The sequence below is a fragment of the Tritonibacter litoralis genome (genome assembly GCF_009496005.1).
GTDB classification, from domain to species: Bacteria; Pseudomonadota; Alphaproteobacteria; order Rhodobacterales; family Rhodobacteraceae; genus Epibacterium; species Epibacterium litoralis.
On the sequence record NZ_WIBF01000012.1, the window covers coordinates 1 to 19,885 of the forward strand.

Below are 19,885 nucleotides of genomic sequence, written 5' to 3' on the forward strand. Positions count from 1 at the left end.
CCGCGGATACAAAGCCTGCCCCCCCTGCCAGGCCACCAGCCCCGGCTGGCCGTCAAAACTGGTGGCCGCCTGCGGACACAGCGACAGCGGCGGCAGCGCATCAATCATCCCACCGGTCACATCCCGCTCTGTGGCACGCACCAGTGCCTCCAGATCCTGCGACGCAGGCAGCGCGGGACCCCAATAGACCGCGCCGGGCACGCCACCATCAGAGGAAAGGACCAAGGTCTGACCCGGCGCATCGATGCGCCAGACCTGCATGTTCTCACTCACTTCACAGCTCCCAATGTCAGCCCGGCAATGAAATGCCGCTGCATCAAAAAGAACATCGCAACCGGCGGCAGCGCCGCCACAATCGAGCCTGCGCTCATCAGATGATAGGCCGCGCGGTATTGCGCATTGAACGACGTAATGCCCGCGGTCACCGGTTGGCTTTCCGCCCCTTGGGTCAGGACCACCGCCCAGAAGAAATCATTCCAGATGAAGGTGAAAATCAGAACCGACATCGCCGCCAGCGCAGGTTTCATCAGCGGCAGGACAACAAACCAAAAGATCCGCCATTCCGCCACACCTTCCACACGCGCCGCCTCGATCAGCTCAAATGGCAGGGCGCGAATAAAGTTGCGCATGAACAGGGTGCAGAACCCCGTCTGGAACGCCACATGGAACAGAACCAGACCGATCTTGGTGTTATACAGGCCCATGTCCAGCGTCAGATCCCGCACCGGCACCATCAGGATCTGAAAGGGCACAAAGTTCCCCGCCACAAACATAAAGAACACCCAGAGGTTGGCTTTGAACTTGTAAACCCCCAGGGCAAAGCCGGTCATCGACGACAGGATCACACAGCCAATCACAGTGGGCACCGTGATCAGAACCGAATTCAGCAGGTATTTCGGCATGTCCGAGGCAAAGAACACTTTGCCGTAATTCTCAAGGAAATTGAAAGAGCTGGGCACACCCCAGTAATTGCCTGAGGTAAAATCCGCATCCGGCTTGATGGAGAACAGCGCCACCGCCAACAGCGGCAACAGCCACAGAACCAGGGCCGCCGGCAACATCGCCTGATAGGTCAGCTGCCAATTGCGCGAGGTTTTTTCGATCGGAGTGGGAAACATCGATCACCGCCCCCCTTTGTCGTCTTGATACATGGAATAAAGAAAATAGGCGATAAAGCAGAGCATGATCAGGAACAGCACCACTGCGATGGCCGCCCCATAGCCCATGCGGAAGCCATATTCCGACAGCGCGACCTCAAACATATAAAAGGACAGAACCCGGCTTTCGCCAAAGGGGCCGCCCCCCGTCATGATCGAGATCAGGTCAAACGACCGGAGCGCGCCAATGATTGTCACCACAAAGGCGATGAAGGTCGCAGGTTTCAATTGCGGAATGATCACATGCCACAACATCCGCAGCCCTTTGGCACCGTCCAGCCGCGCCGCCTCGATCTGTTCTGGATCCACTGCATTCAAACCAGTGAGATAGAGGATCATGCAATAGGCTGTCTGCGGCCAGATGCCTGCAGCGATAATGCCATAGGTCACAAAGCGTTCATCGCCCAACACATTGATCGGCCCCAGACCCACTACTCCCAGGATCTGGTTCAACAGACCAAAGGAGGGATCATAGAACCAGCTGAATACCAGGCCCACCACCACTTGGGAGATCACAAAGGGAAAGAAAAACAGGGACTTATACAGGCGGATCCCGGTCACGGTCTGGTTCAGGAACAGGGCAATCGCCAGCCCCGCCGGAATTGCCAGAAGATACAGTACCAACCAGATCAGGTTGTTGCGCAATGACACGTAAAACGCGTCATCCCAATACAGCTCTTCGTAGTTGCTGAGCCCTACCCAATAGGCTTCACCCAACCCATCCCATTCATAAAACGAGATATTGATCGACTGAAAAATCGGAAAGATCACGTAAAGCAGAAACGCCACCACGCCCGGTGCCAGAAACAGCCAGGGGGTTACTGCGATTTCATTACGTTTGTACCAGGACCTTTGGGTCCGGGCCTTGGTCGGTGACGACATTTTTGTTCTCCAAAGGAAAGAGAGCGTGGGGCATCAGCAGGCGCGCCACGGAGATCCAGACGAGGAGCCATTTGGCGCAAATATGCGCGAAGGCCGCCCGCTGGGGGCGGCCCCCTCAGTTCAGATTACTTGTAGATCCGCTTGGCAGCACGATCGAGACGGGCCAGGATCTTGTCCAGATTGTCCGGCTTGACCATAAATTCTTGCAGGCCTTCCATGGCAATTTTTGCCATCTGCGCCGGGGCATCACGGTCAAAGAACTGGGCCACGCCACCAGGGCTGTTGGACGACAGCATGACAAAGCCTTCCTGCAGGAATTTATCATCATCCACGCTGGACTTTGCGTTGACCGGCAATTGACCCAGGTTGGCGCCATTGTTGATCAGCGTCTGATTGTCGGCCGAGACCACAAACTTCAAAAACGCGCGTGCGGCTTCTTTGTTCTGGGCGTTTGCCGGGATGTGGAATGTATCGGTGGGTGCATCTTCGGCCAGTGCGACCGCGCTATTGATGGCTGGGAATTGGTAGAAATCCAGTTTGCTGTCATCCAGACCCGCATCCCGCAGAGGGGCCACGGCAAAGTTACCCATCAAGATGGCCGCGGCATCTCCCTGCACCATAAAGGGCAAGGATTCCTGCCAGCTGTAGGCGGTGTGGTTGTCAACAAATGCGCCCATATCCAGCAGTTCGCGCCAGTTGGCAAAGGTCTGCTTGACCCCGTCGTCGCTCCAGGCGATCTCACCCGCCAGCAGTGACGAATGGTAGTCATAGCCGTTGGTGCGCATGTTCAGATAGTCAAACCAGCCACCTGCGGTCCAATAGTTCTTGGTCCCGATGGTATAGCATTTACGGCCGGACTCGATGATCGCCTGACAGTTGGACTTCATCTCGTCAAAGGTCGCAGGCTCGCTCAGACCCAGTTCGTTGTAGATGTCCGCCCGGTAATACACACCCCATTGGTAATAGGTGTAAGGCACCCCCCATTGTTTGCCATCCAGGGTCATCGCCCCTTTGGTCGAGGTCAGATCCGCCAGCTCAGGCGACGCCCACAGGTCCGAGATATCTTCGAACAAGCCCGCATCCACATAAGGCTTCATCCGGTTTGCCGCGTACCAGTTGGCCACATCCGGCGCATCAGCCGTCAAAAAGTTGCGGATCTGCGTCTTGTAGGCTTCACGGTCGATCACGGTAACCTCAACCGTCAGATCCGGGTGCAATGCCCCAAAACGCTCTGCCATGCCTTCCATCGCAGCGCGCGGCGCCGGGTTAGACATGTCGGAAAAGATCTTGAGCGTGCCTGACAGACCTTCGGCCTGCGCCGAGACCACAAGTCCCGAAGTCATCAACAAAGCCGCAGCTGTCGTTTTGAACAAATTCATTGGTTTCCTCCCAAAGAACCCTATTGCAGGTTTCAAATAATGGAACTAACTTCCATCTATTGAAACCATGCCGGACTCTGGTTAAGAATGTCAACCGTTACGTGACCGCCAGAGACCGGGGTGTCACAGCAAGACAGGGGGGAGCTGCCATGGCGGCTGCAGAGCGCGGAGCCGATGGAACAGTCGGCAAGGCATTGAATATATTGGATCAAATTGCCGAGTTCGAACGCCCCGTTCGGTTTGGCGAATTGCTGGCCAATTCAGAACATCCCAAAGCCACGCTTTATCGTTTGGTCCAGTCGTTAACGAATCAGGGCATGCTGTCTTATGACGAAGAGCGCCAGACCTATGCCCCTGGTCTGCGTCTGGTGCGCCTGGCGCATGCGGCCTGGCGGCAAAGCTCGCTTGCTCCGGTTGCCCGCCCCTTTATTGATGCGCTGGCAAGCGAAGTGCAGGAAACCATCCACCTGGCACAGCTTGATCGCGGGCAGGTTCTTTATGTGGACAAGCGCATGGCCACCAACCCGCTGGAGATGTTCAGCCAGGCAGGCAAGATCGGCCCCGGTTTCTGCACAGGTGTCGGGAAAGCCATGATGGCGTTTCTGGAAGACGAGGCCCGCGAAGACGCAATTCGACGTCAGGCCTTTTTGCAACATACGCCCAATACGCTAATCACTGCTGATGCGCTGCGGGCCGAGCTGCAGACCATCCGCCGCGAAGGCATCGCCTTTGACCGCGAAGAACATGAACCCGGCATTATCTGCATCGCATCGCCAATCCTGTCAGAGTCCGGCCGCGTGATCGGCGCGCTGTCGATCACCACATCCACCCAACGCCAGTCGCTGGACGGTCTGTTACCACACCGGCCCCTGCTGTTGAAAACTGCATCCGAAATCGCAACCGCTGCCGAAACCTGGCAGTTCCCGAGCTGATCATCAGGAGGAATGATATGACCGGCGTTACGCTGTCAAAAGCTGTAAAAAAATACGGTGACGTCCAAGTCATCCATAACATCGATCTGCAAATAGAAGATGGCGAATTCTGCGTCTTTGTCGGCCCCTCGGGCTGTGGCAAATCCACTTTGTTGCGGATGATCGCAGGGCTTGAAGAGACCACTAACGGCCAGATCAATATCGGTAGCCGCGATGTGACCCATATGGATCCGTCAGAACGCGGCGTGGCCATGGTGTTCCAAACCTACGCGCTGTATCCGCATATGTCGGTTGAAGAAAACATGGGGTTTGGTCTCAAGATGAACGGCCACCCCAGGGCCGAGATCAAGGAAAAGGTCGCCGAAGCCTCGCGCATTCTGCAATTGGACCAATACCTCAGCCGCAAGCCCAAGGCGCTGTCAGGCGGGCAACGTCAGCGGGTCGCCATTGGCCGGGCCATTGTACGCGGACCCGAGGTGTTCCTGTTTGATGAACCCCTGTCCAACCTGGACGCAGAATTGCGCGTCGACATGCGGGTGGAAATCGCGCGCCTGCACAAGGAAATTGGCGCCACCATGATCTATGTGACCCATGATCAGGTCGAAGCCATGACTTTGGCGGATAAAATCGTGGTCCTGCGCGCCGGTCATGTGGAACAGGTCGGCAGCCCGATGGAGTTGTATCAGAACCCGGACAATAAATTTGTGGCCGGTTTCATTGGCTCACCCGCGATGAATTTTCTGGATGGCATCGTGTCGGAGGGCGGCGTCACTGTGGCAGCCCTTGGCGGGCGACGGATTGAAACCGATGTGGCCTTGCCGGATGAGGACAATCCGGTGATTGTCGGCCTGCGTCCGCAGCATCTGCGTGTTGCCGAGGGCGGCAGCGACATTGCACTGGATCTGCGCGAACGTCTGGGCGGCGTGTCCTATGACTATCTCGCCACGGCAACCGGCGAAAAGATCATCGTCGAGACCCGCGGCGACGAGGCGATTGCTGAAGGCACTGCGGTCACCGTCGATTTTGATGACCCATCTGCCTATTTCTTTGACGCCAAGACCGAGGCACGTTTGCGGTAAAACAAAACTGCGCGCCGCAACCGGCGCGCAGGTCTGCCCTGTTTCAGGACAAGTTAAAAAGAGAAGGCGGCCTCGAACGCATCAAGCGCGGCGTCACTGTCCCCTTTGGCAAAGGCTTCCAGACCCACCGGCCCGGCATAGCCCATCTTGGCCAGACCTTGCGCCACAGCGGCAAAGTTCACCTCTCCGGTGCCCGGCTCACAGCGGCCCGGATTGTCGGCCACCTGCACCTCTCCAATCCACGGCAGACATTTTTCACACCACCGCAACAGGTCTCCTTCGCCGATCTGCGTGTGGTACAGATCCAGGTTGATCCGCAGTTCGGGCCGGTTCACGGCTGAGACCAGCGCAAGCACATCACCTGTTGCGCCAAAGGGCACGCCCGGATGGTCCAACTGGTTGAGGTTTTCCAGGGTGAACACAACACCTTCGGCCTCCGCCAGATCACAGATGCGGTTCAACGTATCCCGCGCCTTGATCCACATTGCGCCATCCACAACCTCATGCTGCCACAGGGGAATACCCCCATCCCCCAGGCCAGTGCCATGCAGGTTCAACCGCGCGACACCCAGCTGTTTGCCAATTGCAATCGTCTCTTTGGCTGAGCGCAACAGAAGGTCTGCGCCCGCGTCATCCGCCAGCCGCCCTTCAAGATAGCCGTTCATGATGGTGAACCGCGCGCCTGTGGCCTTTAGCGCGTCCAGATCCAGATGTGGCCAGTTCCACAGACCCACGCCAAATCCTCGTTCCGCCAGCCGCGCAACCCGCCAGGCCATCGGGCGGTCCAACCACAGCATTTCGGCGCAGGCAGCCAGCTCAAACTGCCGTGTCGTCTCGTACGTACTCATGCGTCCCGCTCCATAATCCATTCTACTTCAGGGGCGGGCACAAACCGCCATTTGCGCAACGGACCTGCCATCACGTTCAAGTAATACATCTCAAACCCATAAGGCGCACCGCACGGATGGTGCCCACGCGGAACACAGACCACGTCCCCATCAGCAACGGCCATTGTTTCATCCAGCTGGCCATCATCGGTATAGACGCGCTGGATGCCAAACCCATTGGCCGGGTTCAAACGGTGATAATAGGTCTCCTCCAGATAGGTGATCCGGGGGAAGTCATCCTCATCATGGCGGTGGCTGGGGTAGGACGACCAATGGCCTGCCGGAGTAAACACTTCGGTCACCAGCAGGCTGTCGCAGTAATCCTCATTCTCCATCGCGATATTGTTGATGTACCGCGTGTTTGTCCCCTTGCCGCGTTCGGTCAGCTCGATGCCATCGGGGCCAATCCGGCGGGCCTCATGACCGCTGGCGCCAGGTGCTGCGCAGACCGCGATGGTGCAATCAGTTTCGGCCACTGCACTCCAGTCAGTGCCATTGGGGAGATAAAGACAATGCGGCGGCGTCTTTTCAAAGACATTCATCCGATCGCCCAAAGTGCCCCAATCCTGACCCGCGCCGGTGATCTGGGCCTTGCCTTCCACCATCACCAGGATCACCTCGTTGTCGCCGGTCACCTCGGCCGCTGTATCACCGGCCCGCAAGCGATAAAGCGAAAACCCCACATACCGCCACCCGGCGCTTTCTGGGGTGATCTGATGCACCTTGCCGCGCGTCCCAAAAGGTTTCTTCAGCAAATCAGCCATCACAAATCCCTCATTGTGTGCCGCTGGCAATCTCAAGGCCGGATTGGCCGCAGATCTTCACGATATGGTCAAAGCCCAGTTTGGAATATTCATAGGGGTTTGCCTTGGCCGGGTCCTGCTCGGCCTCCACCACAATCCAGCCCGCATAATCCATCTGCTTCAGCTTGTTGGTCACCGCCTGGAAATCGATGGAGCCTTCAGGATCGCCCGGCACCGTAAAGGCCCCGGCAATCACACCGTCCAAGAAGCTCTTGTTGTTATCCCGCACCCAACGGGTCACATCCGGGCGCACATCTTTGAAATGCACATGACGCACCCGGTGGCCCCATTTGTCCAATGTGCCCAGCACATCGCCACCGCCAAATTGCAAATGACCGGCATCAAACAACAGGGTCACCTCATCCGAGCTGCCCTCCATCAGCCAATCCACATCATCCTGATCCTCGATCATGGACCCCATGTGGTGGTGATAGGCCAGAACCATACCCTGATCCGCCATCCACTTGGCCACTTCGGACAGTTTCGCGGCATATCCCAGAACCTCATCCCGGCTCAGCTTGGGGCGGTTGTTCACCGGTGTTGCAATGTCGCCCTGCACGGTGTTTGAACATTCCGCATAGACCAGACAGGGAGACTGCAGCGCCACAAACTGCTCGACTTGTTGTGTGATGGCTTCAATCTCTTCGGCGACAGACGCCTGCATCAGATTGCCCGAACACCAGCCGCCACACAGCGCGATATCATACTCCGCCAAATAGGCGCGCAGACCGGCGGTGTCCTGTGGCATCCGACGGCCCCGCTCCACACCAGTGTATCCGATCTCGCGCGCTTCTTTCAGCGCCTGATCCATGGTAAACGCCGCCGTCAGATCCGGCAGGTCATCATTTTGCCAGGCAATGGGGGAGATCCCGATTTTGACACTCATCTCAGTTCCTCCCGAGGCTCAGATCACATCTGACAGCTGCACCGGCTGGCCTGTTTCGGCTGATTTTGCCGCCGCTTCGGCCATCGCCAGCGCCGCAACACCATCAGCCAAGCTCACCGGAACCGGGGCCGAGCCATTGACGGCATCAACAAAGGCCGCCCATTCCGCCTGATAGGCCTGCATATAGCGTTCAAGGAAGAAATAGGTCGGCTTGGCCGATTGCACGCCATCGACGGTGGATTTCACCACTGTGCTCTCCAGCATGTTCTGCGCCTGCAGCAATCCGTCCGACCCCAAAAGCTCCAGCCGCTGGTCATAGCCATAGACCGCCCGGCGCGAGTTTTTGATCACGGCAATGCGCCCATCCGCATAGGTCATGGTGACCACAGCCGTATCCACATCACCCGCTGCGCCGATTTCGGGATCCACAACCGAGGTGCCCGTTGCCTGCAAGGTCACCGGCAGATCGCCCATGATGAAATTGGCCATGTCGAAATCATGAATCATCATATCGCGGAACAAACCGCCCGAAACTTTGATATAAGAGACCGGCGGCGGTGCTGGATCAAATGAGGTGATCGCCAACAGTTCAGCCTTGCCCACCTCACCCGAGGCCAGCGCGGTTTTGACCGCCGCAAAATTGGGGTCAAACCGGCGATTGAACCCGATCATGACGGGTTGTGCGGTTTTCTCAACCGCCGCCTGGCAGGCTTTGGCGCGGGCCAGATCCAGATCCACTGGTTTTTCACACAGAACCGCCTTGCCCGCAGCTGTTGCGCGTTCCATCAGATCCGAATGGGTATCGGTGGAGGTCGCGATCAGCACCGCGTCAATGGCAGGATCCTTCAGGATATCATCGGTTGACCGTGCCTCGGCCCCGAACTCAGAGGCCAGACGCGTGGCGTTTTCGGTCATCACATCTGACACCGCTACAAGCGCGCTGCCTGTGTGGGCGGTAATCGCCTTTGCATGAACCGTTCCAATGCGCCCCGCGCCCAACAACCCAACTTTCAACATGCGTGCCTCCCAAATCCAGCAATTCGAATCGTGTTGATTGCCCGCAGGATCGTGATTTTTGCTCGCGCGTGCAAGCGCATTTTGCACGCGCGAGCAAAATAGGTGGAAACTCAAATGCAGATGGCCTAGGGTCCCGTTTAGGAGACCCATATGACCCAAGACGACTTTACGGAGACTGTAACGGCAGATGATGTGGCAACCCTGGCCGGGGTGTCGCGCTGGACGGTGAATCGTGCGTTTAAACCTGAGGCCTCGATTTCAGAGAAAACCCGGACCAAGGTAATGGCCGCCGCCCAGCAGCTTGGCTATGTCCCGGATCTGCAGGCCGCCAGCCTCGCGTCTGATCGAAGCAATCTGGTGGCGCTTTTGGTGGATGACTTTGCCAACCCGCACAAGCTGGTGATGATGGAGAAACTGACCCGCATTCTGCGCCAGAACCGCTGGGACACGTTGTTGGTCAATACGCTGGACGCAGAAGACGCAACCTCGGCCCTGTTGACAGCAAGCCAACGCCGGGTGGATGCGGCGGTTCTGATCGGCGTGCAATTTGACGATCAAGTGTTAAAAACCGCCTTGGGCGCGCGCCGGGTACGCAAGCTGATCCTGTTTGCCCGCCAGTCCGAGAACCCCAATACGATCTCAATCTGCTGTGATGATCAGGCCGCCATGACCACCATCGCCGACTATGTGATCGCCCAAGGGTATCAACGCCCGTTGTTTCTTGCCGGGCCTCAGACGGTCTCGGCACACCTGCATCGCAAGGAAACCTTTGTCGCGCGATGGCAGGCCGCCAAAGACCACCCCTGTCCGGTGATCCCAGTGGGGGCCTATGATCCGGATCTTGCCTATCAAACCGTTGCGGAGCGGCTGCAGGGCCTGACAGACAGCAACCGCCCGGACGTTCTGGTCTGTGAAAACGATGCGCTTGCGATGGGGGCCATTGATGCGTTGCGGTATGAATTGGGTCTGCAAGTGCCACAGGATATTGCCGTCACGGGATTTGATGACGCGCCCTTGGCGGCAAGTCCGCATTACCGGTTGACCACCTATCGCCAGCCTCTGGCCGATATGGTCCAGGGGCTTGTTCAGGTTCTAAAAGGCGAGACGCCCGATACCCCGCTGACCGGTTTTGAGGGTGAGCTGATCATCCGCGCCAGCGCCTAAAGTCAGCCTCTGGGCGCAAGCGCGCGGGCCAAGGGGCTGGGCGCGCCTTCAAGATGCTCCGCCAGCAGCTCGGCCGTTGTGGGGCCCAACGTAAACCCTTGGTGTCCGTGACCAAAGTCGAACCATAGGCCCTGGTGACGCGACGCAGGCCCAACCAACGGCAGCATGCCCGGCAGACAGGGGCGTGTGCCCTGCCAGCGATTGTCTGGCAGCTCGTCTCCCAGATCAAACAGCGCCTGCGCCGCATGATATCCAGCGTCCAGCTGACCAAACCGTGCAGGCCCATCAAGCCCCACCAAATGGGCACCGCTGGTGATCCGCAACCCCTGTTGCATGGACGACAGAACCACCCCTTGATCCATCAGAACATAGGGCCGGGTCAGCGGGTGAGGATGGGCAAAATGGCTGTGATAGCCGCGTTTCATCACCATCGGGATCTTGTACCCCAATGGGCGCAAGATCTGCGGGGACCAAGCACCGAGGGCCACAACCACATGTTCACCTTCAAAAGTGTCGCCTTCGGTTAGCACCTGCCAGCCTGCAGCCGTGGGCAAAAGGGCGCGGATCTGCGCGGTCTGAATCGTGCCACCGCGAGCCTGAAACAGTGTTGCATAGGCCTGAACCAAGGCGCCCGGGTCACTGCAGCTCCAACTGTCGCGCCACAAAATGGCACCGGCGGGCGGCTGTAGCAACGCCGCTTCTTCGGTTCGCAAAGCGGTCCCATCGGTGACATCCACGGCCAGACCATAACGGCGTGCGAAGCTCTGCGCTGCCGCCGCGGCCCGGTCCAGATCGCGCGCCTTGGTATAGATCTCACCCAGACCCGTTTGGCGTAGCAAAGCGCCGGCATCCGCTGCGCTGATCAGTTTGCTGTGGTCCAGAACCGCGCGGGCAATCAGCTGGGAATAGGTGTTTGAGATCTGAGCGTGGCGGTTTGGGGCGGAATTGCGGAAATACTGCCAAAGGGCGGTGAGCATCGGTGGCACCGAAGGCAGGTGCACCGCCACGTCATTGCTCTGCCCCAAAGCATAGCCCAACAGGGTGGCCCCCCGTGGCATGGCATAGGGTTCATGCGCCTCGGCCTGAATGACACCGGCATTGCCAAAACTGGTCTCCTGCCCGGGCGCACGCCGGTCCAGAAGCGTCACCTCATGGCCGCGTGCATTCAGTGACAGGGCGGCGGCCACTCCCGCCATGCCAGCGCCAAGAACCAGGATCTCTGCCATTTCTGCGGGCCTTTGTTGAAGTCAGATGTCCCGCGACTGTGGTGAGACCGGCGCCATCATGCAACCGGTATTTGACAGGCACCGGTGGCGGAGCCGCCGTTGAACGCTTTGGCGCTGTCTTTGCTTAATTCTCCAGCCCCGCATCCCGCCGCCGACCCCGTGGCCGCCCAGATGTTCCGCCTCTCTCAGGCTGCACGCACCCAGGCCGCTTTGATCAGATCGGCAGCTTTTTCGGCAATCATAATGGTGGGCGCATTGGTGTTGCCGGATGGGATCACCGGCATGACCGAAGCATCCACCACCCGCAACCCCTGGGTGCCATTCACCCGCAGTTGCGCATCCACCACCGCATCCGCATCCGTCCCCATCCGCGCGGTGCCCACCGGATGGAAAATGGTTGAGGCAATCTGACCCGCGCCCTCAATAAGCTCCGATGTGGTCTGAAACTGCGGTCCCGGCTTGAACTCTTCGGGTTGATACCGCGCCATCGGATCCTGCGCCATAATCCGCCGGGTCAACTGGATCGCCCGCGCCGCCACCTGCCGGTCGCCCTCGGTCGACAAGTAATTCGGCTGGATTTCCGGATGCCCCATCGGATCCGGCGTGGTGATCTTCACATGCCCCCGGCTTTCAGGGCGCAGATGACAGACGCTCGCGGTGATCGCCGGGAAGTCATGCGGTGCCTGGCCAAAGGCCTCCAACGACACGGGCTGCACGTGATATTCAAGGTCGGGTGTCGCCACATCGGGCGAGGAATAGGCAAATGCCCCCAACTGGCTGGGCGCCATCGACATTGGCCCCGAACGTTTCAGCACATATTCCAGACCAATCTGCGCCTTGCCCCACAGGCTGTTGGCCATCTCATTCAGCGTTTTGACGCCAGACACCCGATAGGCGCAGCGGATCTGCAAGTGATCCTGCAGGTTTGCGCCCACATCCCGGCGGTCCTGTCGCACAGTGATGCCCTGCTGTTGCAGCACCGCACCGGGGCCAATGCCCGACAATTGCAAGATCTGGGGTGAGCCGATGGCACCGGCGGACAGGATCACCTCGCGCGTGGCGCTGGCGGTCACGGGCACGCCCTTGTGGCGCAGTTTTACGCCGCTGGCGCGCGCGCCCTCAAACATCAACTGTTCGGTCTGGGCATGTGTCAACACTGTCAGGTTCTTGCGCCCCCGCACCGGTTTCAGGAACCCTTTGGACGTGCTCCACCGCCAGCCCCGGCGCTGGTTCACCTTGAAATAGCCAACCCCGTGATTGTCACCGCGGTTGAAATCATCCGTATCCGGCAGCCCCTCTGCCACGGCGGCCGCTTTCCAGGCCTCCAGGATCTCCCAGCTGAGCCGCTGTTCCTCCACCCGCCATTCACCGCCGCTGCCGTGGGCTGCATCCGCCCCGGCATAGTAATCCTCGGATTTGATGAAATAGGGCAGCACATCGTCCCAGCCCCAACCCGACAGACCCATCTGCCGCCAGCCATCATAATCCGCCGACTGTCCGCGCAGATACAGCATCCCGTTGATCGAGGAACAGCCCCCCAGAACCCGCCCGCGCGGGTACAAGAGGGACCGCCCGTTGAGCCCCTCACAGGCCGCCGTCTTGAACCCCCAATCGGTGCGGGGATTGCCGATGCAATAGAGGTAGCCCACCGGAATATGGATCCAATGGTAATTGTCACTGCCGCCCGCCTCCAACAGCAGCACCTGCACATCGGGATCCTCGCTCAGACGGTTGGCCAAAACACAGCCTGCGCTGCCCGCCCCCACGATCACATAATCAAACGTTCCGACAGATTGCACCTGCTCACTCCCTTGCTCTCAACTTATGGGCAAGTCTGAGCAGAGCCGTGCCGAAACAACACTCTTGATTTTGCACAACCTCTGTCTGTTTATGTGCAGGACCTGAACAAAATCGATCTGCCCCATCACAGCCGCACGCCACCAAATGGATCAGGTTTGAGGTTCCGGCTATAGATGCCACGGCCAAAGCCTCTGGCACCGCAAACGCGGACAGCAGTTTGATTGCCCAAAGCCCGGCCTACGTGATTGGCTCCAGAGGGGCGCTTGTTTATGGATCCATGGGCGCGGCTAGAGCCCTGGCCAGTGACCGATTACACTTTGGGTTCGGTGGTGCCGTTTTTTGTGAAATGGCCATAGATCGCATATTTGCGGAACATGCCTTCCACGGAGATCTCACCGGCATCACGTGCAAGCTCTCGCATCACAGGTTCCAGTGATGTGCGCGGGCTCACATGGAAGCGCGCCAACCAGGCCAGAAGCCCCCGTTGGAACCAGCTTGGCAGGCCCGAGCTGTCGCCAAAATCCACCACATGCAACTGCCCGCCCGGCACCAGCTGCCGTTTGGCTTCGCGCAGCGCGCCCTGCCAGTCGGGGATCATCGACAGACTATAGGACAGGATAACATGGTCAAACCCGTCCTCATCAAACAGTGCATTGGCATCAAACTGACAGGCATCGCCCTGCGCCAGGGACACATCCGCCCCCAGTTTGGCCCGCGCCGTTGTCAGCATCTGCTCCGAAATATCCAGCCCAAACAGCTGGGCATCAGGATAGCGCTTGCGGATCAGATCGAGGTTCCGACCGGTGCCACAGGCCACTTCCAGCACCCGTTCACCAGGCTGCACATTCATGCCCGCAATCAAATGATCGCGGCCCAACAGGTAATATTTGCGCGTCGCATCATAGATCAGCCGCTGATACCGATAGGTCTGATCCATCAATTGGCTGTGTTCGGTGGTCTCGGTCATCAGGCAGGCTTTCGATAAAGATGCACGCCGCCGTAAATGGCCGAGCGATCAGTTTTAAATGCGGTTTCCGAAGCTTCGGCATCATAGGACCATTGATCCAGCGTCGCCGCAGCAACCCGCCCCGGCAGGATGTCATCCGTGCCACCGGTGCGGAACAAGACCCGCGCGCCCGGCTGGGCGGTGCGGGTGATCTGATCCCACAGGGCATTCAACTGCGCATCCGTCATCCAATCCTGCGCATCCAGCAGCACATAGACCGATTTGGACTGATCCGGCGCTTCGGCCAGAACATCGGTGATCGACCGGTTCACAACTGTGGCGCGGGCCTCAGCGCCCTGCAGCGCCTCAAAATGTGCGGCTTCCAGATAGGGCGGCACCGGGCCTGTTCCGTCTTCTTTGTAGGCGCGGTTGGCGGCCTGCCAGGCGAAATAGTTCTCATCAATCGGGAAGTCACAAAACAGCTTGCGCGTGCGCTCTTTGAGCACCGGAATAATGTCGCCCCCGGCGTCCCCGGCCAGCTTGTCATATTGCGCAGGCGGGATCCCCAGACCAAACAATGAGGCCCGGCGGCGAGCAATGAATTTTACAAACCGTGAGTCATAAAGCGGCGCAATCTGGCTGTTAAAAAACGCGTCCTGATCGGCCAGGGACTTGGCCGTCAACAGCGGGCGGAAATCCACGCCGCCCAGTCTGGATACCAGATGCACCGCGCTCAGAAACCGGCCCAAGACGCCAAAGCGGTAAAACCCACGGGTAAACATCGACAAACGCGGACGCAGACCGTTGCGCCCCTTCCAAAAAGCCTGCCCCTGCGCATCAAGATGCGGCAGAACATAACGTTCCAGAAGGGCGCTGTTTTCCATCCGGTCCGCATGACCAAAAACCGAATAAAAACTGTGGTGATCCGGCAAATGCGCCGCTGCCGCCAGTTTCAGCCGATTGAGTTCAACATGCCAGGGAGACAGATCCACCGCCGTCAGCGAGGCCGGCTCTGCCGTCAGATAAGACATCGCATTACAGCCACCGGATGCGATGCAGATGATATGATCCTGCGGGGTCAGCTGCAGCGCAGCCATGTCGCAGGCCGGATCTTCCCAGATCTGCGGGTAAACCAGCCCCCGAAACAAAAAGGCAAAAGCGCGATCCGAAAGCGTATCCAACGAAAAAGAGCGGTTCTCGTATACCGCGTCTGCAATTGAATTCGTCTGTGTCGCGCTCATGTCTTCTCTTTCTGATAAGGTTCGGTGGACTTGGCCGCAGCACGCTTGCGCTTCTTTTGGCGTTTTTCCAAAAGACGCAGCCGGTTGTTGCGCGATTCCCAATCGATCAAACGCAGCTCACCGCTGTGGTCTTCGACAATTGCGGTACAGCTTTCGACCCAATCGCCAGTGTTGATGTATTGAATGTCGCCGATCTGGCGGATGGCCGCATGGTGGATATGGCCGCAGATTACCCCATCAAAGCCACGCTGGCGCGCATCCTCAGACAGGGTCTCTTCGTATTTGCCGATGAAGTTGACCGCTTGTTTGACCTGATGTTTGGTCCATTTCGACAGTGACCAATAGCTGCGAGACCACAGCCTGCGCACCGTGTTGATCTTGGGGTTCAGCCAGATCAACGTGGCATAGGCGCGATCCCCTAAATAGGCCAGCCATTTGGCATTGGCGATCACCGTGTCAAACTGATCGCCATGGGTCACAAAATAGCGTTTGCCATCGGCCGAGATAAACTCGTCATGGTCTTTGACCTCAATCCCGCCGAAATGAATACCCGGAAAGCGGCGCATGACTTCATCATGGTTGCCGGGGACAAAGACAATTCGCGTGCCTTTGCGCGCTTTTTCAAGGATACATTGGATGACAGTGTTGTGCGAACTGGGCCAGTGCCAGCCGCGCTGCAGCTGCCAGCCATCCAAAATATCTCCAACCAAATAGAGCGTTTCGCTCTCATATTTGCCCAGAAAATCCACCAACAGATCGGCGCGGCAACCACGCGTTCCAAGGTGAACGTCAGAGATAAAAATAGTACGATACGTGGTCATTGACGGCCCGATAGAGCATTTTTCGAGAAATTACTGTGTGAATGTGTCAGCGTCGTTACAGATCGAGAACTGTCTGACATTTTGGTTTGTACTCTTAATGACTTTGCGCGGAACGCCTATGGCTTGCACGGTTACGACCGGAAAATCAGTCCTTTTTTGACACTTATTCGCCGCAATACGTCTTGGACAGCACATTCTATAGTCAAGGCCGTGTCATTTCAGCCAATCACTACGGGATCTGCGCCACAGGCGACTTACCTGGATCAGTACCCTCCTGGGGCCCTTTTGCCAATGGACCAAGAGCTTCGGGCGATGTGACACAAAGACAAAACCCTTGATCTCATGCGCTGCAGGCCCTAAACCGCAGCCCTCTCTTCGATCGATTGGTCGGCGACGGGGCGATTCCACATTCGCTTTGTCCAAACGAACCCACGGTCGATAACCTTTGGCAGGGAATACGTAAGTGCCTCATCAACAGTCGAATATGTTAAACGCCGCATTGGATGACATGGCCGAAAACCGCCAGTTCAGCCCGCTTTACGGGTTGGATCGCTGGGGTGCGGGCCTCTTGGATGTCAACGACGCAGGCGAAGTCACCCTGCGCGCACCAAATGACGGCCTGCCGACCTCTCTTCCCAAAGTGATCGAGGCCCTGTCAGAACGCGGCATCGCGGCCCCCTTCCTGTTGCGCATCCATCATTTTCTGGATCAGGCACTCCTGCAGCTTCACAACGCCTTTCAATCCGCGTTCCAATCCACCGGTTACCAGGGCGTCTATCGCGGGGTTTTCCCGATCAAGGTCAACCAACAGGCCGAGGTGATCAGCCACCTGATGCAAACCGGCCTGCCCCTGCACTACGGGCTGGAGGCGGGCTCCAAACCCGAGCTTTTGATCGCCCTGTCGCAACCGCGCTCGCCCGAGTCCTTGCTGATCTGCAACGGCTCCAAGGACGAAAGTTTTGTCCGCCTCGCCACGCTCTCACGCAAGCTGGGCCAGAACACGGTCATCGTGATCGAAAGCCTGGATGAATTTGACGTCGTCCATAAGGTCTCAACCGAGCTGGGTATTCGCCCCCTTCTGGGGGTCCGCGTCAAACTGACCGAACGGGTCACCGGCAAATGGCAGGAAAGCTCGGGCGACCGCTCTACCTTTGGTCTGGGCGCGCATGAGCTGGTGACGCTGATCGACCGGATGAAAGCCGCCGGTTTCCTGGATTGTCTGGTGCTGCAACACAGCCATCTGGGCAGCCAGGTTCCCGACATCATCGACATCCGCCGCGCCGCCGCCGAGGCCTGCCGGTTCTTTGTCGAACTCACCGCCATGGGCGCGCCGCTGACCCATCTGGATCTGGGCGGCGGCTTGGGCGTCGACTACACCGGCGAACGCCGCTCGGACGAGAACTCGGTCAACTATACGGTCGAAGAATATTGCACCAATGTGGTGGAAACCATCCGCTATGCCATGGATGAGGCCGCCCTGCCCCACCCCACCATTGTGACCGAAAGCGGCCGCTTTGTGGTGGCGCATTCCTCGATCTTTGTCTTCAACGTGCTGGGTGCCACGCTCTATGACAGCGCAACAAAGCCCGACACCCAAGAGGGCGACAACCACCTGCTGCACGACCTGATGGCGGTGGAAAACTACATCGACAGCAACCGCTTCCAAGAGGCGCTGAACGACGCGCTTTATTACCGCGACGAGCTGCGCGCCCTGTTCCGGCGTGGCCAAATTGGCCTGGCCGAGCTGGCCCGCGCCGAACAGGGGTTCCTGTATCTGGCCTCCCGTTTTAAGGCCACCGCGCGCAGCCGCGATGTGACAGGCGATGCGCAGGCGCAGCTGGGCTCCTTTGTCGACTACTACTACGGCAACTTCTCTCTGTTCCAATCGCTGCCCGACGTCTGGGCCATTGACCAGCTGCACCCGATTGTGCCCTTGCAACGGCTGAACGAAGAACCCACCCGCCAGGCGATTTTCAGCGACATCACTTGTGACAGCGATGGCAAGATCGACAAATTCATCCTGGCCGATGGCGCCTCTGACGCCCTGCCGGTCCATGATCTGAAGGCGGATGAACCTTATCACATCGGTGTCTTCTTTGTCGGGGCCTATCAGGAAACCCTGGGTGATCTGCACAATCTGTTTGGCGACGCCAATGTGGTCACCATCTCGCTGGACGGCCAAGGCGGGTTCAATATCGAACATGAGACCGAGGCCGACACCATCGCCGAGGTGATGTCCTATGTGGAATACGACCCGCGCGACTGTCTGGATGCCTTCCGCAAAACCGTGGAACGCGCCCTCGCCGCCGGGCAGGTCAATACCGCCGAACGCCGGATGATGATCGCCGCATACAAAGACGCGCTGGCCGGTCACACTTATTTCGACTAATCAAAAATCAGAGCAGCCAATGCTCAAATTCTGCCCCTAGGATGAGGATGGGATACATGGAAAAGGTTCTAGTTGTTGGCGCAGGCGGAGTGGGCTCCGTCGCGGTCACCAAAATGGCAATGCACGCCGAGATCTTTAAGGAGATCACACTGGCCAGCCGCACGGTGTCGAAATGCGAAGACATCGCCAAAAACGTCAAGGAACGCACCGGCGTCACCATCCGCACCGCGCAGCTGGATGCGATGAATGTCGCCGACACGGTTGCCCTGATCAAGGAAACCGGCGCGGAACTGCTGGTGAACCTCGCCCTGCCCTATCAGGATCTGGTGCTGATGGACGCCTGCCTTGAAGCGGGCATTCACTACCTCGACACCGCGAACTATGAACCGGAAGATGAGGCCAAGTTCGAATACAGCTGGCAATGGGCCTATCAGGAGCGCTTCAAGGACGCCGGTCTGACCGCGATCCTCGGCTCTGGTTTTGATCCGGGCGTGACCTCGATCATGGCAACCTGGGTGCGCAAGCACAAGCTGGACGGCATCCGCCTGATCGACATTCTGGACTGCAACGGCGGCGACAACGGCAAGCCCTTTGCAACGAACTTCAACCCGGAAATCAACATCCGCGAAGTGACCGCACCTGCGCGTCATTGGGAAAATGGCGCCTGGATTGAATCCCCGGCGATGACCCACAAATACGAATTCGACTTCCCTGAAGTGGGCAAGAAGAACATGTATCTGATGTATCACGAGGAGCTGGAGTCCCTGTCGACCCACTTCCCCGAGATCGAGCGCGCCCGCTTCTGGATGACTTTTGGCGATGCGTACATCAACCACGTCACCGTGTTGCAGAACATCGGCATGACCGGCATTGAACCGGTGGTGCATGACGGCGTTGAAATCATCCCGCTGCAATTCCTGAAAACCGTGCTGCCGGATCCTTCCGATCTGGGTGAGCTGACCAAGGGCAAAACCTGCATCGGCGACATCATCACCGGTCCGGCCAAAGATGGCGGCGATGAGAAGACCTATTACATCTATAACATCTGCGACCACGAGGAATGCTATGCCGAGGTCGGCAGCCAGGCCGTGGCCTATACCACCGGCGTGCCTGCCATGATCGGCGCGGCCATGATGATGAAAGGGATCTGGCTCGACCCCGGTGTCTGGAACACCGAACAGCTGGACCCGGACGCATTTATGGACATGCTGAACACCGACGGCTTGCCCTGGCAGGTTGTCGAACTCGACGGCCATCCCGCGTTCTGATCGGTTCA

Annotated in this window: 17 protein-coding genes and 1 pseudogene; 5 read left to right on the forward strand and 13 right to left on the reverse strand. The window is 58.4% G+C overall.

Going from position 1 to position 19,885, the window contains the following annotated elements; all coding sequences use genetic code 11:
* The 4 genes and pseudogenes from GFB49_RS16425 to GFB49_RS16440 form a co-directional block, all read right to left on the reverse strand.
* A pseudogene (locus tag GFB49_RS16425) lies at positions 1-273 on the reverse strand (alpha-galactosidase); the annotation flags it as partial.
* Positions 270-1,118, reverse strand: coding sequence for a carbohydrate ABC transporter permease (locus tag GFB49_RS16430; RefSeq protein ID WP_153217028.1), 849 nt, complete (start codon positions 1,116-1,118; stop codon positions 270-272). The pseudogene GFB49_RS16425 and the gene GFB49_RS16430, both read right to left, overlap by 4 nt.
* 3 nt (positions 1,119-1,121) lie before the next feature.
* Positions 1,122-2,039: a carbohydrate ABC transporter permease gene (locus GFB49_RS16435; RefSeq protein ID WP_153217029.1), complete on the reverse strand. Its 918-nt coding sequence runs from the start codon at positions 2,037-2,039 to the stop codon at positions 1,122-1,124.
* 125 nt (positions 2,040-2,164) lie between these two features.
* A complete protein-coding gene (locus tag GFB49_RS16440) occupies positions 2,165-3,418 on the reverse strand; it encodes an ABC transporter substrate-binding protein (RefSeq protein ID WP_153217030.1) in 1,254 nt (417 codons plus the stop codon).
* A 149-nt stretch (positions 3,419-3,567) separates the two neighbouring features.
* On the opposite strand from GFB49_RS16440, the gene GFB49_RS16445 reads away from it, so the two are divergent.
* Together GFB49_RS16445 and GFB49_RS16450 are read left to right on the forward strand one after the other, a co-directional pair.
* Positions 3,568-4,350: an IclR family transcriptional regulator gene (locus GFB49_RS16445; RefSeq protein ID WP_153217031.1), complete on the forward strand. Its 783-nt coding sequence runs from the start codon at positions 3,568-3,570 to the stop codon at positions 4,348-4,350.
* 17 nt (positions 4,351-4,367) lie between these two features.
* A complete protein-coding gene (locus GFB49_RS16450; protein WP_153217032.1) occupies positions 4,368-5,429 on the forward strand; it encodes an ABC transporter ATP-binding protein in 1,062 nt (353 codons plus the stop codon).
* A 53-nt stretch (positions 5,430-5,482) separates the two neighbouring features.
* On the opposite strand, the gene GFB49_RS16455 is transcribed toward GFB49_RS16450, so the two are convergent.
* From GFB49_RS16455 to iolG, 4 genes are read right to left on the reverse strand one after another with little or no spacing between them, the layout of a single operon-like run.
* Positions 5,483-6,277 carry a TIM barrel protein gene (locus tag GFB49_RS16455; protein WP_153217033.1) on the reverse strand — a complete coding sequence of 265 codons (795 nt, stop codon included), beginning with the start codon at positions 6,275-6,277 and terminating at the stop codon, positions 5,483-5,485.
* Positions 6,274-7,080 carry a 5-deoxy-glucuronate isomerase gene (gene iolB / locus GFB49_RS16460; protein ID WP_153217034.1) on the reverse strand — a complete coding sequence of 269 codons (807 nt, stop codon included), beginning with the start codon at positions 7,078-7,080 and terminating at the stop codon, positions 6,274-6,276. The genes GFB49_RS16455 and iolB overlap by 4 nt, the downstream gene beginning before the upstream one ends.
* Positions 7,081-7,090: 10 nt before the next feature.
* Positions 7,091-8,005 carry a myo-inosose-2 dehydratase gene (gene iolE, locus GFB49_RS16465; RefSeq protein WP_153217035.1) on the reverse strand — a complete coding sequence of 305 codons (915 nt, stop codon included), beginning with the start codon at positions 8,003-8,005 and terminating at the stop codon, positions 7,091-7,093.
* A gap of 18 nt (positions 8,006-8,023) precedes the next feature.
* Entirely contained in the window at positions 8,024-9,022 is a 999-nt protein-coding gene (gene iolG, locus GFB49_RS16470; RefSeq protein WP_153217036.1) for an inositol 2-dehydrogenase, read from the reverse strand.
* 150 nt (positions 9,023-9,172) lie between these two features.
* On the opposite strand from iolG, the gene GFB49_RS16475 reads away from it, so the two are divergent.
* Positions 9,173-10,186 carry a LacI family DNA-binding transcriptional regulator gene (locus GFB49_RS16475; protein WP_153217037.1) on the forward strand — a complete coding sequence of 338 codons (1,014 nt, stop codon included), beginning with the start codon at positions 9,173-9,175 and terminating at the stop codon, positions 10,184-10,186.
* Between the two features lie 2 nt (positions 10,187-10,188).
* Here the strand turns inward: GFB49_RS16475 and GFB49_RS16480 are convergent, their stop codons facing one another.
* From GFB49_RS16480 to GFB49_RS16500, 5 genes are all read right to left on the reverse strand, one after another.
* Positions 10,189-11,412, reverse strand: coding sequence for an NAD(P)/FAD-dependent oxidoreductase (locus GFB49_RS16480; RefSeq protein WP_153217038.1), 1,224 nt, complete (start codon positions 11,410-11,412; stop codon positions 10,189-10,191).
* A 185-nt stretch (positions 11,413-11,597) separates the two neighbouring features.
* On the reverse strand, positions 11,598-13,211 hold the full coding sequence (locus tag GFB49_RS16485; protein ID WP_343032612.1) for a GMC family oxidoreductase: 1,614 nt from the start codon (positions 13,209-13,211) through the stop codon (positions 11,598-11,600).
* Positions 13,212-13,522: 311 nt separating this feature from the next.
* The gene (locus GFB49_RS16490; protein ID WP_153217039.1) at positions 13,523-14,179 is read right to left on the reverse strand and encodes a class I SAM-dependent methyltransferase; all 657 of its coding nucleotides are present in this window, start codon (positions 14,177-14,179) and stop codon (positions 13,523-13,525) included.
* A complete protein-coding gene (locus tag GFB49_RS16495) occupies positions 14,179-15,399 on the reverse strand; it encodes a BtaA family protein (RefSeq protein ID WP_153217040.1) in 1,221 nt (406 codons plus the stop codon). Before GFB49_RS16495 ends, GFB49_RS16490 begins: the two co-directional genes overlap by 1 nt.
* Positions 15,396-16,220, reverse strand: a complete 825-nt coding sequence (locus tag GFB49_RS16500) for a UDP-2,3-diacylglucosamine diphosphatase (protein ID WP_153217041.1) — start codon at positions 16,218-16,220, stop codon at positions 15,396-15,398. Before GFB49_RS16500 ends, GFB49_RS16495 begins: the two co-directional genes overlap by 4 nt.
* A gap of 463 nt (positions 16,221-16,683) precedes the next feature.
* Here GFB49_RS16500 and speA point away from each other — a divergent pair, with 463 nt between their 5' ends.
* Positions 16,684-18,609 (forward strand): biosynthetic arginine decarboxylase, encoded by a 1,926-nt coding sequence (speA, locus tag GFB49_RS16505; protein WP_343032613.1) that lies wholly within the window; start codon positions 16,684-16,686, stop codon positions 18,607-18,609.
* A gap of 56 nt (positions 18,610-18,665) precedes the next feature.
* On the forward strand, positions 18,666-19,877 hold the full coding sequence (locus tag GFB49_RS16510) for a saccharopine dehydrogenase family protein (RefSeq protein ID WP_153217042.1): 1,212 nt from the start codon (positions 18,666-18,668) through the stop codon (positions 19,875-19,877).
* Positions 19,878-19,885: the final 8 nt, after the last annotated feature.